Source organism: Polaromonas sp. Polasp52 (genome assembly GCF_059491565.1).
In genome coordinates, this window is sequence record NZ_CP168513.1 from 1,275,059 (window position 1) to 1,289,495 (window position 14,437).

Annotated in this window: 13 protein-coding genes and 1 tRNA gene; 4 read left to right on the top strand and 10 right to left on the bottom strand. The window is 64.3% G+C overall.

The window, feature by feature from the left end; genetic code table 11:
• Positions 1–43: 43 nt before the first annotated feature.
• Entirely contained in the window at positions 44–2,809 is a 2,766-nt protein-coding gene (gene secA / locus ACEN9P_RS06015; RefSeq protein WP_477661079.1) for a preprotein translocase subunit SecA, read from the bottom strand.
• A 213-nt stretch (positions 2,810–3,022) separates the two neighbouring features.
• Entirely contained in the window at positions 3,023–4,006 is a 984-nt protein-coding gene (locus tag ACEN9P_RS06020; protein ID WP_477661078.1) for a M23 family metallopeptidase, read from the bottom strand.
• A gap of 50 nt (positions 4,007–4,056) precedes the next feature.
• On the opposite strand from ACEN9P_RS06020, the gene ACEN9P_RS06025 reads away from it, so the two are divergent.
• Positions 4,057–4,374, top strand: coding sequence for a hypothetical protein (locus tag ACEN9P_RS06025; protein WP_413327491.1), 318 nt, complete (start codon positions 4,057–4,059; stop codon positions 4,372–4,374).
• A gap of 124 nt (positions 4,375–4,498) precedes the next feature.
• On the opposite strand, the gene ACEN9P_RS06030 is transcribed toward ACEN9P_RS06025, so the two are convergent.
• The 6 genes from ACEN9P_RS06030 to petA form a co-directional block, all read right to left on the bottom strand.
• Positions 4,499–4,574: transfer RNA gene (locus ACEN9P_RS06030), tRNA-Thr, on the bottom strand.
• Between the two features lie 11 nt (positions 4,575–4,585).
• Positions 4,586–5,137 carry a ClpXP protease specificity-enhancing factor gene (locus ACEN9P_RS06035; RefSeq protein ID WP_477661165.1) on the bottom strand — a complete coding sequence of 184 codons (552 nt, stop codon included), beginning with the start codon at positions 5,135–5,137 and terminating at the stop codon, positions 4,586–4,588.
• A 134-nt stretch (positions 5,138–5,271) separates the two neighbouring features.
• A complete protein-coding gene (locus ACEN9P_RS06040; protein WP_007868077.1) occupies positions 5,272–5,883 on the bottom strand; it encodes a glutathione S-transferase N-terminal domain-containing protein in 612 nt (203 codons plus the stop codon).
• Between the two features lie 88 nt (positions 5,884–5,971).
• The gene (locus ACEN9P_RS06045) at positions 5,972–6,727 is read right to left on the bottom strand and encodes a cytochrome c1 (RefSeq protein WP_477661077.1); all 756 of its coding nucleotides are present in this window, start codon (positions 6,725–6,727) and stop codon (positions 5,972–5,974) included.
• 18 nt (positions 6,728–6,745) lie between these two features.
• On the bottom strand, positions 6,746–8,155 hold the full coding sequence (locus ACEN9P_RS06050; protein ID WP_495621397.1) for a cytochrome b: 1,410 nt from the start codon (positions 8,153–8,155) through the stop codon (positions 6,746–6,748).
• A 115-nt stretch (positions 8,156–8,270) separates the two neighbouring features.
• Positions 8,271–8,906, bottom strand: a complete 636-nt coding sequence (gene petA, locus ACEN9P_RS06055) for a ubiquinol-cytochrome c reductase iron-sulfur subunit (RefSeq protein WP_477661075.1) — start codon at positions 8,904–8,906, stop codon at positions 8,271–8,273.
• A gap of 252 nt (positions 8,907–9,158) precedes the next feature.
• Between petA and mscL the strand changes: the two genes are divergently transcribed.
• A complete protein-coding gene (gene mscL / locus ACEN9P_RS06060; RefSeq protein ID WP_007868086.1) occupies positions 9,159–9,581 on the top strand; it encodes a large conductance mechanosensitive channel protein MscL in 423 nt (140 codons plus the stop codon).
• Positions 9,582–9,747: 166 nt separating this feature from the next.
• Here mscL and pdxA read toward each other — a convergent pair whose 3' ends face one another.
• On the bottom strand, positions 9,748–10,785 hold the full coding sequence (gene pdxA, locus ACEN9P_RS06065; protein ID WP_477661074.1) for a 4-hydroxythreonine-4-phosphate dehydrogenase PdxA: 1,038 nt from the start codon (positions 10,783–10,785) through the stop codon (positions 9,748–9,750).
• A gap of 216 nt (positions 10,786–11,001) precedes the next feature.
• On the opposite strand from pdxA, the gene ACEN9P_RS06070 reads away from it, so the two are divergent.
• Positions 11,002–12,351: a hypothetical protein gene (locus ACEN9P_RS06070; protein ID WP_495621398.1), complete on the top strand. Its 1,350-nt coding sequence runs from the start codon at positions 11,002–11,004 to the stop codon at positions 12,349–12,351.
• 30 nt (positions 12,352–12,381) lie between these two features.
• Here the strand turns inward: ACEN9P_RS06070 and ACEN9P_RS06075 are convergent, their stop codons facing one another.
• Positions 12,382–13,143, bottom strand: coding sequence for a Nif3-like dinuclear metal center hexameric protein (locus ACEN9P_RS06075; protein ID WP_495621399.1), 762 nt, complete (start codon positions 13,141–13,143; stop codon positions 12,382–12,384).
• A gap of 134 nt (positions 13,144–13,277) precedes the next feature.
• Here ACEN9P_RS06075 and ACEN9P_RS06080 point away from each other — a divergent pair, with 134 nt between their 5' ends.
• The gene (locus ACEN9P_RS06080; RefSeq protein WP_074577927.1) at positions 13,278–14,435 is read left to right on the top strand and encodes a S1C family serine protease; all 1,158 of its coding nucleotides are present in this window, start codon (positions 13,278–13,280) and stop codon (positions 14,433–14,435) included.
• Positions 14,436–14,437 lie beyond the last annotated feature (2 nt).

A 14,437-nucleotide genomic window follows, 5' to 3' on the forward strand; every position in this document is an offset into this window, starting at 1 on the left:
GAAAACCAGTGGGGGTTGGAAGACGTTCAGCCGGCGCCGGCGCTCAGTTCAGCTGGCCGTGGCAGTTCTTGTATTTTTTCCCCGAGCCGCAAGGGCAAGGGTCGTTGCGGCCCACGCGGGGCACATCGCCGGCCGGCACGGCCGGCGCGCGGCGCTGCGATTCCTCGTCCACCGTGGTTTCCACCCCGCCGGTTTCGGTGGGCGCGGTGTAGGTGACGTTGGCGATGTTTTCAGCGCGGCTCTCCATTTCCTCGGCCGCCTGTTCGAGCTGCTCGCCCGACTGGATCTTGACCGTCATCAGGACTTTGGTGACTTCGTTCTTCACGCTGTCGAGCAGCTGGCCGAACAGTTCAAAGGCTTCGCGCTTGTACTCCTGCTTGGGTTGCTTTTGCGCATAGCCGCGCAGGTGTATGCCCTGGCGCAGGTAGTCGAGGGCGCTCAGGTGCTCGCGCCAGTGGCTGTCTATGCTTTGCAGCAGGACCACGCGCTCGAACTGCGTGAAGTTTTCTTCACCGATTTTCTGGACCTTGTCGGCAAAGGCGGCATTGGCGGCCGCTATGACTTTTTCGACCACCTCTTCATCGGTGATGGCGGTGGCGGATTCCAGTTCCTGGCGCAGCGGCAGCTCGATCTGCCACTCCTCGCGCAGCACATTTTCAAGGCCCGCCACGTCCCATTGTTCCTCGACGCTTTCAGCCGGCACATACTGCCGTGCCAGGTCGGTGAAGCAGCCTTCGCGCAGCGAGGCGATCTGCGCCTGCAGGCTACCGGCGTCCATGATGTCGTTGCGCTGCTGGTAGATCACCTTGCGCTGGTCGTTGGCGACGTCGTCGTATTCGAGCAGCTGTTTGCGGATGTCGAAGTTGCGCGCCTCGACCTTGCGCTGGGCCGACTCGATGCTGCGGGTGACGATGCCCGCCTCGATGGCCTCACCGTCGGGCATCTTCAAGCGCTCCATGATGGCCTTGACACGGTCGCCCGCGAAGATGCGCATCAGCGGGTCGTCCAGGCTCAGGTAGAAGCGCGACGAGCCGGGGTCGCCCTGGCGGCCGGAGCGGCCGCGCAACTGGTTGTCGATACGGCGCGACTCGTGGCGCTCGGTCGCGATGATGCGCAGGCCGCCCAATCCGGTGACCTGTTCGTGCTCCTGCTTCCACACCGCGCGCAGGCGGGAAATTTCCGCTTCTTTGGCGGCAGCATCCATGGCTTCGTCCGCTTCAACCGCTTCGATCAGCTTTTCAACATTGCCGCCCAGCACGATGTCGGTGCCGCGGCCGGCCATGTTGGTGGCGATGGTGATCATCTTCGGGCGCCCCGCCTGCGCGATGATGTCGGCCTCGCGGGCATGCTGCTTGGCATTGAGCACCTGGTGCGGCAGGTCTTCCTTGACCAGCAACTGGTCGATGATCTCGGAGTTTTCGATCGAGGTCGTACCGACCAGCACGGGCTGGCCGCGCTCATAGCACTCGCGGATGTCCTTGATAGCGGCTTCGTATTTTTCGCGCGTTGTTTTGTAAACGCGGTCGAGCTGGTCGTCACGGCGGCTCACGCGGTTGGGCGGAATCACCGTGGTTTCGAGGCCGTAAATCTCCTGGAATTCGTAGGCCTCGGTGTCGGCGGTTCCGGTCATGCCGGCCAGCTTGGTGTAAAGGCGGAAATAGTTCTGGAAGGTGATGGACGCCAGGGTCTGGTTCTCGGCCTGGATTTGCACGCCTTCCTTGGCTTCGACGGCCTGGTGCAGCCCGTCGCTCCAGCGGCGGCCCGACATCAGGCGGCCGGTGAACTCATCGACGATCACGACTTCGCCGTCCTGCACCACGTAATGCTGGTCGCGGTGGTACAGCAGGTTGGCGCGCAGCGCCGCATACAGGTGGTGCATCAGCGAGATGTTGGCCGGGTCGTACAACGTGGCGCCTTCGGGGATCAGGCCCAGGTTGAACAGCAGGCGCTCGGCGTTCTCGTGGCCCTGCTCGGTCAGGAACACCTGGTGGCTCTTCTCGTCGATGGTGAAGTCGCCCGGCTTGGTCACGCCCTCGCCGGTGCGCGGATCGGCTTCGCCCTCCTGGCGCGTCAGCATCGGGACGACCTTGTTCATCGCCAGGTACATCTCGGTGTGGTCTTCAGCCTGGCCGCTGATGATGAGCGGCGTGCGCGCCTCGTCGATCAGGATGGAGTCCACCTCGTCGACGATGGCGTAGTTCAGGCCGCGCTGCACGCGGTCCGCCACCTCGTAGACCATGTTGTCGCGCAGGTAGTCGAAACCGTATTCGTTGTTGGTGCCGTAGGTGATGTCGGAACCGTAGGCGGCCTGCTTTTCCTCGCGCGACATGTTGGGCAGGTTGATGCCCACCGTCAGACCCAGGAAGTTGTAGAGCTTGCCCATCCAGCGCGCGTCGCGGCTGGCCAGGTAGTCATTGACCGTCACCACGTGGACGCCCTTGCCGGTCAAGGCATTGAGGTAGACCGGCAGCGTGGCGGTCAGGGTCTTGCCCTCGCCGGTGCGCATTTCGGAAATCTTGCCGTTGTGCAGCGACATGCCGCCCAGCATCTGCACGTCGAAGTGGCGCATCTTCATGACACGCTTGCTGCCTTCCCGCACTACCGCGAAAGCCTCGGGAAGAATCGCATCGAGCTCTTCGCCGGCGGCTACCCGGTCCTTGAACTCCTGGGTTTTGGCGCGAAGCTGGTCGTCGTCAAGCTTTTCGTACTGGGTCTCCAGCGCATTGATGCGTTCTACGGTTTTGCGGTAGGTTTTGAGCAGCCTGTCGTTGCGGCTGCCGAAAATTTTGGTCAGGATGTTGGAAGCCATAAATGCGAGGCCGCCTTGACCGCTCCCCATGAGCTGGCAATGCGGCCGAAATCCCTTATTGAGTACGGAACCTAGGTGTGGGCGCCATCAGTGAGTTCAACTGGGCCCAAACCTCTGATTTTAGCGCCGCCAAGGGAGCCGCACGGCCGTCCGGGAGAAAACCGTCATCAGGAATGAAAAGCCATGCCCGCACGCGCGGCAGGCGCGCGCCGCCTAGTGAGGGCGTGGCAGCTGTGCAGGCGCCGGGAGCGGAGACCGTGCGCCGGCCGATGCCACCATGGGCCCGGGCAGTTTTTGCCCCGCGGTCAGGAATTTCTGCGGATCCTGGAAAACGCCCTGCACCAGTACCTCGAAATGCAGGTGCGGGCCTGTGGACCGGCCGGTGGTGCCGACTTCGGCGATCTTCTGGCCGCGTTTGACCAGGTCGCCCTTTTTGACCAGCACGCGCGAAGCGTGGGCATAACGCGTGACGAGCTCATTGCCGTGGTCGACTTCCACCATATTGCCGTAGGCCGGGTGGTACTCCTGCGTGACGACAACACCACCCGCGGCGGCCAGGATGGCCGTGCCCGGTTCGGAGGGGAAATCGAGCCCGGTGTGCAGCGCGGAGCGGCCGTTCATCGGGTCTATGCGCCAGCCGAAAGGCGAACCGAGGTTGCCCCCGGCGACCGGCTCCTGGGTGGGAACCATCATTTTTTTGATCTTCTGGTCGAACAGGCGCGACTCCATCACGGTCATGAGGTCGACCCGCTGGTCGGTGAGTTTGTCCAGGTCCGCCAGCGTGGCCTGCAGCTCCTGCATGGTGAGCGAAGGGCCGGCCACCAGCGCGCCGCCGCGGCCGGGCGTGACCTTGATGTCGTTGGGATTGACGCCGGCCAGGCCCGACACCCGCTCGCCGAGCGCCTCGAGCTGCATCATCTTGGCCTGCATTTCGCCGACCCGCTTGGCCATCACGTCGAGGTTTTCGCGCATAAAGCGGTCGCGCTGGTCGAATTCGTCCTTGACCATGAGCTTGACCAGCGAGCCGACGACCGGCCAGCCTTCGCGGGCCCCCTTGAGAAACACCCAGTGGTAGAGGCCCGCGGCCACAAGCATCAGCGCCAGCGCGGCGACAAAACCCGCAAGAACCAGTTTTGTCCCGCTTAAGTAAATGGCCCGGCTTTTCGCCAGCCACGCATCCGTGATAATCAAATGCACTTGTCTACCTCTTTAAAAGCTTGCGCTCATCAGGCCGCGCACCGTTCATCATGACTTCCGACCGGCGCCTTCCGCAGGCGCTCTCCGCTTACCAGGCCGCCGGGAATTCGCCCTCCCTGGCGCGGCTGACCGAACTCGTCCGGGAATCCAGCGACAGGCTCAAGGCCATTGAGCCGCTGCTGCCCGAAGCCCTGCGCCCCGCGGTTCAGGCCGGCCCCATAGACGGCGAAACCTGGTGCCTGCTGGTCAGCGGCAACGCCGCCGCCGCCAAGATCCGCCAGTTACTCCCCTTGATCCAAGCCCGCCTTATAGGCAAAGGTTGGAAGGTTACCTCAATCCGACTCAAGATCCTAATAAGCAAAAAGTAGTAAACCAGCCTCTTCACATAACGGCAGGAAGGCATGCAAGATAAAGCCCTGCCTGATGGCTCGCTACAAAATTGGTAGCGTATGGTACCCATGTTGCATGGGGAAGGCAAGGATGCCGGAAAAATGGTGCCGCTTGTCGGAATCGAACTGACGACCTACCGCTTACAAGGCGGTTGCTCTACCAACTGAGCTAAAGCGGCACAAGGGGATTTTACTTGACCCGTTTCAGCGAAGGCCGCGCACGCGGAGGCTTGGGGGGTTCAGGGTTGTCGGGGCCGCCATCTTGCGCATCGGGCGCGCTGTCCGGCACCAGTTGCATGATCTTGCTTTCGGGTCCGTCCGCCGGGTTGTGCTGCGCCGGAGCGGGAGCCGGCGACACGGCGGGAGCCGTCAGGCCGGCGTCACTACCCCCTTCGGCGCCGGAAACGGGGCCTGTAGCGGGCGCGGCCATGGGAAACGCCATACCCTGCCCGTTTTCACGGGCATAGATGGCGATCACATGGCTGATGGGCACCATGATTTCCCGGGCGCTGCCGGCAAAACGGGCCTTGAACTCAATGAAATCATTGCCCAGCTTGAGCGACGAGGTCGCGTCAAAGCTGATGTTGAGCACGATCTCATTGTTTTTCACGTACTCGCGCGGCACCTGTACGGTCTCATCCACCGACACGGCCACGTAAGGCGTGAAGCCGTTGTCGGTGCACCATTCATAGAGCGCCCTTATCAGGTAGGGTCGCGTCGACGTGGCGTCCAGGGCATTCATGAATTCAGCCATGCGAGGTGAGGCGAGGCGCTCCGCTCCAGCAGGGGCCGCGGAACCGGCTTTGCCGGGCCGCAGGCGCAGCGGCCCCCTCGGGGGGCAGCGCAGTACGCGAAGCGACAAGCGTGGGGGCCATATTATTTGCGCATCACTTTTTCGGACGGCGTCAGCGCTTCGATATAGGCCGGGCGCGAGAAAATGCGTTCCGCGTACTTGAGCAGCGGCGCGGCATTCTTCGACAGGTCGATGTCGTAGTAATCCAGGCGCCACAGCAAGGGAGCGATCGCCACGTCCAGCATGGAGAAGTTGTCGCCCAGCATGAACTTGTTCTTCAGGAAGATGGGCGCGAGCTGCGTCAGGCGGTCACGGATGTGCGAGCGGGCCTTTTCCAGCGCCTTTTCATTGCCCTTGGACGCGCGCGATTCCAGCGTGCTGACATGGACGAACAGTTCTTTTTCGAAGTTCAGCAAAAACAGGCGAACGCGCGCGCGGTCGACCGGGTCGCCGGGCATCAGTTGCGGGTGCGGAAAGCGCTCGTCGATGTACTCGTTGATGATGTTCGACTCATACAGGATCAGGTCGCGCTCGACCAGGATGGGCACCTGGCCGTAGGGATTCATCACATTGATGTCTTCGGGCTTGTTGTACAGGTCGACGTCGCGGATTTCGAAGTCCATACCTTTTTCAAACAGCACAAAGCGGCAGCGGTGCGAGAAGGGGCAGGTTGTGCCTGAATAAAGGACCATCATGGTGCGGAACTCCTAAATGCAAAGGAGTGGATACATATAAAAAGCATCCACTCCAGAAGGTGCCGGGAACAAGGCCCCGGCGAAAAAATTACTTGACGTCTTTCCAGAACGCCGCATTCAGGCGCCAGGCGACGAAAGTCAAGCCGAGAAGGAAAATCAGCACCCAGACGCCGACACGGATGCGGGTGTTCTGGGCCGGCTCGCCCATCCACTGCAGGTAACCCACGAGGTCACCGATGGCCTGGTCGTACTGCAGCGGCGTCATGGCGCCGGGCGTGAGCTGCTGCCAGCCCTTGAAGACCGCGACCTTGTGGCCGTGCTCTTCCTTTTCCTCGTACACCGGCGTGCGCGTGCCCTGCAGTTCCCAGAGCACGTGCGGCATGGCAACGCTGGGGAAAGCCAGGTTGTTCCAGCCCGTTGCCTTGGTTTCGTCGCGGTAGTAGGTGCGCAGGTAGGTGTAGAGGTAGTCGGCACCGGTGCCGCCGTGGCCGGAGCGCGAACGCGCGATCACGGTGAGGTCGGGGGGATTGCCGCCGAACCATTCCTTGGCCTGTTTGGGGTCGATCGCGGCTTTCATGGTGTCGCCCACTTTTTCAGTGGTGAACAGCAGGTTGTCCTTGATTTCCTTTTCAGTCAGGCCGATGTCTTTCAGGCGGTTGAAGCGCATGAAGGAAGCGGAATGGCAGTTCAGGCAATAGTTGACGAACAGCTTGGCGCCGTTTTGCAGGGAGCCCAGGTCGTTGGTCCGGTCGGGAGCTTTGTCCCAGGCAATGCCGCCTTCGGAGGCCTGTGCGCCGGCCGCGAGGCCAAAGGCGGTAATCAGGGCAAAAATAATTTTTTTCATCGTTTTTATCTCCAACTCTCAGTGACCGTGGAAAACAGGGCGGTCAGGCGGTGTTTTGGGGGTGCCCACGCGGCTCCACCACGGCATCAGGATGAAGAAGCCAAAGTAAAACAGCGTGCCGACCTGGGAGACGCGCTCACCGATGGGCGACGGCGGCTGTACGCCAAGGTAGCCCAGCACCAGGAAGTTGATGACAAAAATGCCATAGAGGTATTTGTGCCAATCGGGGCGGTAGCGGATCGACTTGACCGGGCTGAGGTCCAGCCAGGGCAGGAAGAACAGGATGATCACGGCGCCGCCCATCACGACCACACCCCAGAACTTGGCGTCGATGGACAGCAGCAGAGCCGAGCCCACGACGGCGGCGCCGACGACGGCGGCCTTCAGCAGCACCGGCATGCGGAACTTCCAGACGCTGAAGGCCGCGGCACCGACCACGCAGGCGATCAGCGCATAGATCATCTCGCTGGTAATGGCGCGCAGCATCGAGTAGTAAGGCGTGAAGTACCAGACCGGGGCGATGTGCGCCGGCGTCTTCAGCGGATCGGCCGGGATGAAGTTGTTGTATTCGAGGAAGTAGCCGCCGAACTCGGGAGCGAAGAAGATGATCGCCGAGAAGATCATCAGGAAGACGCTCACGCCGAAAATGTCATGCACCGTGTAGTACGGGTGGAAGGGAATGCCGTCCAGCGGGTGGCCTTGCGCATCCTTGGGCGCGTTCGGGCCCTTGATCTCGACGCCGTCGGGGTTGTTGGAGCCGACTTCATGCAGCGCGATGATGTGCGCGGCCACCAGGCCCAGCAGCACCAGCGGCACGGCGATCACGTGGAAGGCGAAGAAGCGGTTCAGCGTGGCGTCGCCCACCACGTAGTCGCCGCGAATCAGCAGCGCCAGGTCGGGGCCGATGAAGGGAATCGCCGCGAACAGGTTGACGATCACCTGGGCGCCCCAGTAGCTCATCTGGCCCCATGGCAGCAGGTAGCCCATGAAGGCCTCGGCCATCAGGCACAGGAAAATCGCGCAGCCGAAAATCCAGACCAGCTCGCGCGGCTTGCGGTAGCTGCCATAGAGCAGGCCGCGGAACATGTGCAGGTAGACCACGACGAAGAAGGCCGAGGCGCCGGTGGAGTGCATGTAGCGGATCAGCCAGCCCCAGGGCACGTCGCGCATGATGTACTCAACGGAGCCGAAAGCCAGGGCGGCATCGGGCTTGTAGTTCATCGTCAGGAAAATACCGGTCACGATCTGGATGACCAGCACCAGCATGGCCAGCGAGCCGAAGATGTACCAGAAGTTGAAGTTCTTCGGTGCGTAGTACTCGCTCATGTGCTCTTTGTAGAGCTTGCTGGCGGGAAACCGGTTGTCGACCCAGTTCATCGCCTTGGCGGCGATCGGGGCATCGGGGGAAATTTCTTTGAATTCAGCCATAACTGATCCTGGTTCGGTGGGGTTCTTTGGCAAGCGCCGGATACGTGCGTCTGGACGGCTTGTATCTGGCGCTGGCTACAGGGTCTTGTGAAGGAGCTCGGGGTTTGAAGCGCCTTCAGGCCTTCTTGTCTTCACCAATCAGCAACCGGGTGTCTGACAGGTACATGTGCGGCGGAACTTCGAGGTTGTCGGGTGCTGGCTTGTTCTTGTAAACGCGGCCGGCCATGTCGAAGGTCGAGCCGTGGCAGGGGCACAGGAAACCGCCGGCCCAGTTGTCGGGCAGCGAAGGCTGCGCGCCAGGCTGGAACTTGTCGGAAGGCGAGCAGCCCAGGTGCGAGCAGATGCCGACCACCACCAGCGTTTCGGGCTTGATGGAGCGGTTTTCGTTGCGGGCGTAAACAGGGGTCAGTTCGTCGGGCTTGCGCTCGGACTTGGGGTCGGCCAGCAGGGCATCGACCTTGGGGAGCTCGGCGAGCTGCGCGGGCGTGCGCTTGATGATCCAGACCGGCTTGCCGCGCCATTCCACCGTGATTTTCTCGCCGGGCTTGACGTCGGAAATATCGACTTCGACGGCGGCGCCGGCGGCTTTCGCTTTTTCGGAGGGTTGGAAGGTGCTGACAAAGGGAACAGCGGTGGCGATGGCGCCTGCGCCGCCCACCGCGCAGGTGGTCACCAGCCAGTTTCTTTTATCTTTATCTACGGGAGCGCCGTGGGGCGCGCCATTCACGCTTGCTTCGCTTGCTTGGGTCATGAGAGTCCTTCAAGAACTGGCTTGAAATAGGCATAGTGGGGTCAACCCGCGATTGTAGCGGAGCGCAACGTCGTTTTTCAAGGCGAGGGGCCGCATCCGGGTGGCCCGGGCCATCCCCAAGGCCGGGGACTTGCCTGTTTTTTAAGCACAAGCCGGATTGCACATACTTTGTTTCAAGCCGGACCCGCACGCGGGCCGCGCCGGCAGGCCCAGCCTTGATAATGTTTTGTCCAAAACAAGAGGAGAAACTTCATGGGAATGATGCAGGAATTCAAGGAATTCGCCGTCAAGGGCAATGTGATCGACCTGGCGGTCGGCGTGATCATTGGCGCGGCTTTCGGCAAGATCGTGGACTCGGTCGTCAGCGACCTGATCCTTCCCCTGGTCGGCGCCCTCTTCGGCAAGCTGGATTTTTCCAACCTCTTTGTAGTGTTGGGGACAGTGCCGCCGGGCACGGCCACCACGCTGGACGCGCTGAAGAAGGCGGGCGTGCCGGTCTTCGCCTACGGCAACTTCATCACCGTCGCGGTCAACTTCATCATCCTGGCTTTCATCATTTTCCTGATGGTCAAGCAGATCAACCGGCTCAAGCGCGACCAGCCGGCGCCCGCCCCGGCCGCGCCGCCTGAGGACATCGCGCTGCTGCGCGAGATCCGCGACAGCCTCAAGAAATAAGCACCCCCCTGTTGCCCGCTCACTTCGTGTAGCAGGCCTCTCCCCTGCAGGGGACGGCGCCTGGCGGCTGGCAAAGCCAGACCGCGGCCCCCGCTTGCAAACGCATGGCCGATTGCTATTTAATTAATAGCAGCCAGGGCCGATTTCGCTTAAATTCTCGCGCCCTTCACCGCGCCGCAAGCCGGCGCGCCATGCGCACGGCGGCCAGCAGGCTTGAAGCGTCGGCGCGCCCGCTGCCGGCGATGTCGAAGGCCGTCCCGTGGTCGGGGCTGGTGCGCACCAGCGGCAAGCCCAGCGTGACGTTCACGCCATGCTCCACACCCAGGTACTTGACCGGGATCAGCCCCTGGTCGTGGTACATCGCGACCACAACGTCAAACTCGCCGGGCTTGCCGGCGGCCTGGCGCGCCCGCATGAACACCGTATCGGGCGCGAAGGGGCCGCTCACATCCAGACCTTCCGCACGGCCCGCGGCAATGGCCGGCGCGATGATGGCCTGCTCTTCGCTGCCGAACAGCCCGCCTTCGCCGGCATGGGGATTGAGCCCCGCCACCGCGATGCGCGGCGTGCGTCCCAAGCCGGCGCCCACGGCGGCGTGCGTGATGCGCAGGGTTTGCAGCACGTTGTCGAAAGTCACGGCCTCGATGGCCTGCCTGAGCGACATGTGAATGCTCACCAGCACGGTGCGTAGCTCCTCATTGGCCAGCATCATTCGCACCGGCACTTCGCCCGCGGGCTTGCCCAGAAAAGCGGCCGCTTCGGCCTGCAGCATTTCCGTGTGGCCCGGAAATTGGGCCGCCCAGCCGCCGGCGGCGGCCAGGGCCTCCTTGTGGATGGGCGCGGTCACCAGCGCGGCGGCCTCGCCGGCCAGCACGTGGCGGGCCGCCCAGACGATGCAATCGGCCGCGGCCTGGCCGGCAACGCCGCTGACCTGTCCATAAGGCACCAGGCCCGGCAGCGCGCATTGCTGCAGCACCGGAATGCACCGCGGGGGCACGCCGTGCAGCCCGGCCAGGCTGGCCAGTTGCGCCACCGGCAATGCCGGCGGGGAAGCCACCAGCGCGGCGGCGCGGCGCAAGGTGGCCACATCCCCCACCACGGCGCAGCCGGCCAGCTCGGCGGGCGCTTCGCGAAAAGCCCTGGCGATGATTTCCGGACCTATGCCGGCCGCATCGCCCATGGTGATGAGCAGCGGCTTAGCCACAACGCAGCCCTCGCCGCAACAGGGCAAATTCAAGCGGCAAAGTGCATTTTGCGGACGGTGGGACCATAATCGCGAAAAAATGGGTAGGCCCGCGCTCGGCATGAGACCGCGACAGGGCAAAAAACACGAGGGGTTCGGGCAGATGCATTCTTGGGGTATTTTGGCGCAAACCACAGCGTGGCGGCCGGCGGGCCCTTGCGCAGCGCTGAGCCAGCCATGAATATCCTCCACCCCCTGATGCCCGACGCGGACATGATGCTGTGGAGCGCGGCCGCCGGCGCGCTGGGATTGGTGGTCCTGCTGGCCCTGGCCGACGCCTTTTACAGCCGCACGCGCGCCGCTTCGCAAACACTGGCCTACTTGACGCTGTGCTGGGCGGTGGTGCTGCTGCTGAGCGGGCTGCCCGCCGCCGTCTGGCCGGGCGCGAGTGACGAGCTGGCCACGGCGCAGTTTCTGGCCGGGCCGCTGTGCGCGGCCATGGGCAGCTACGGCGCCAGCAAATGGTTGTCGGCCCACCAGCGCGACCACCTGATGCAAGTCAGCCTGCTGGCGATGACCCTGGTGTGCCTGGCGGGCGTGCCGCTGTGCCTGCTGCTCGCCCCTGAATGGCGCCTGCCGGTTTCCGGGGCGCTGGCCATCGCCAACCTGTCGGTGGTGCTGTGGCTTTCGGTGCGCGCCACGCAGCTGGGCGACAGGATGGCCTGGGGCCTGGCCCTGGGCTGCCTGCTGACCCTGCCGGCGCAGATCGGCCTCTACGGGCTGGCGCTGAACACCAGCCGGCCGCCGCTGCTGCTGCAGGCCGGCGTGGCGCTGGCGGCGCTGCTCAGTGTGGTCATCACCGCCGCGATGCTGTGGCTGCGCAACCACCACATCCGGCAGATGCGGCAGGGCGAGGTCTCGCGCCGCGACCCCATCACCCAGCTCTACGACGGCGTGGCCATGGTGCGGAAAATCATAGGGGCGCAGCAGCGCCGCCAGCGCACCCGGCGCGACGGCGCGCTGATGGCCGTGCTGCTGTTCGAACCCGAACGCCTTTTGCCGCTGATCGGCCAGGCCGGCCTCAACGACCTCTACATCCAGCTGGCGCGCCGCATGCAGCGCCACACCGGCGCCGTCAACCCGGCCGGCCGCTATTACGACCGCTGTTTTATGGTGCTGCTGGAAACCATGCATTCGCCGCGCTGGATACGCACACTGGGCCTGCGTGTGGCCTCCAGCCTGCGCCGGCCGCTGGATTTGCGCTCACTGGACGGACGGCGCATACGGGTCACGCCTGACATCGCCGTCGGCATCGTCCACCTGTCGGCCGCGGGCAAGGACGTGGACCAGCTGCTGCATGAGGCGCAGTCGGTGGCGCAAGCCGCGCGCGCGATGCGCTCCCGCGCGGCGATGCTGGACCCGGAAAGCCACACCGCCGTGCCGGTCGAGCATGCGGACCTGGGGTCCAGCTGGCGCGCGCTGCGCGATGCCGTGCCGGAAGCACCTTCGCGGCCCAAAAATCCGAAAACCCCGAAAAGCGCCGGCAAAACGCCCCGCACGGGCCGGCCGCGCCACAAGCCGGCCTGAACCGGTGCGGCCCACCAGGGTCAGCTCGCCTCAGGCCGGGTTGTCGATGTCGATGAATTCGTGGGCCAGGCCCAGCTGGGCCGCGATCTGCCCCGCCACCGCCGGCGCGCCGTAGCGCTCGGAAGCATGGTGGCCGCAGGCGATAAAGGCCACACCCATCTCGCGCGCGTAATGGGCTTGCGGCTCGGAAATCTCACCCGTGATGAAGGCATCGGCGCCGGCGGCGATCGCCGACTCGAAGTAGCCCTGCGCACCGCCCGTGCACCAGGCGATGTTCCGGATGGGCTTTTGCGACGGACCGGCCTGGACCACGGGCCGCTTCAGCACCTGCTGCACATGGGCCGCCAGCACGCCGGCGTCGGCGAAACCGCCGCCGTCGCCGCGCCCGCCGATAAAGCCCAGGTCCTGCTCGCCAAAACGCGCGCCGGCAACCAGGCCCAGCTGCAGGCCCAGCTGCGCGTTGTTGCCCAGCTTGGGATGCGCGTCCAGCGGCAGGTGGTAGGCAAAGAGGTTGATGTCCTGCGCCAGCAGCAGCGCCAGGCGCTGCTTCATCCAGCCCGTGACGCGGCCGTCCTGGCCGCGCCAGAACAGGCCGTGGTGCACAAAAATGGCGTCGGCCCGGGCAGCAACCGCCGCCTCAATCAGGGCCAGGCTGGCGGTGACGCCGGAGACGATTTTGCGAACCTCGGGCCGGCCCTCGACCTGCAGGCCGTTGGGGCCGTAGTCCTTGAAGCGCGCGGGCTGCAAAAGCGCGTCAAAGGCCTGCAGCAAGTCCTGTCGTGTGGTGCTCATGGGGGGATTGTCTCAGGCGGGCACCCGGGGTAAAAGCCCTTGCCTTGGGCACCCGGGGGAGCTGAGGGACAATAGGGGCTTGCGGCGCAAGCTCCCGCGCGGTTTTTGACATTTTTTGCTGACACCCCTCATTCATGAAGCGTACCTGGCTCCTGTTTTCCCAAGCCGTCACCGTCCTGCTGGCGGCTTACTTCGTCGTGGCCACGCTCAAGCCCCAATGGCTGGACCGCGGCAACACGCCCGGCGTCTCCGTGATCGAGGCGCCCGCCGGTAGCGCGCCGCGCAGCCCGGGCGCCGCCGGCGGTTTTGCCTCGGCCGCCAAGCTGGCTTCCGCGGCCGTCGTCAGCATCAACACCAGCAAGGCCGCCGCCAGGAACCCGCACGCCGAGGACCCGTGGTTCAAGTTTTTCTTCGGCGACCAGAGCCCCAACGAACCGCAGGGCGGGCTGGGCAGCGGCGTCATCATCAGCGCCAGCGGCTACATCCTGACCAACAACCATGTGGTCGAGGGCGCCGACGACATCGAGGTCATCCTCAACGACACGCGCAAGGCCAAGGCCCAGGTCATAGGCACGGACCCCGACACCGACCTGGCCATTCTCAAGATCGACCTGGACAAGCTGCCCGTCATCGTGCTGGGCAATTCCGACGCGCTGCAGGTGGGCGACCCGGTGATGGCCATCGGCAACCCTTTCGGCGTGGGCCAGACCGTCACCGGCGGCATCGTCAGCGCGCTGGGACGCAACCAGCTGGGCATCAACACCTTTGAAAACTTCATCCAGACCGACGCGGCCATCAACCCCGGCAACTCGGGCGGCGCCCTGGTCGACGTGAACGGCCACCTGATGGGCATCAACACCGCGATCTATTCGCGCTCGGGCGGCTCCATGGGCATAGGTTTCGCGATTCCGGTGTCCACGGCCAAGCAGGTGCTTGAAGGCATCGTGAAGGACGGCCAGGTCACGCGCGGCTGGATAGGCGTGGAGCCGCAGGACTTGAATCCCGAACTGGCCGAAACCTTCGGCCTCAAGCCCGCCGCGGCCAAGGACGGCGGCGTCATCATCACCGGCGTGCTGCAAAACGGCCCGGCCGCGCAGGCCGGCATACAGCCCGGCGACGTGATCACCGCGGTGGACGGCAAGGGCGTGCGCAATGTGAGCCAGTTGCTGACCGCCGTGGCGGCCCTCAAGCCCGGCACCCCCGCACCGCTGACGGTGCTGCGCAAGGACAAGCAGACCGAGATCGCCGTCACACCCGGCAAGCGCCAGCGGCCCAAGGCACAGCAGCGCTAGGA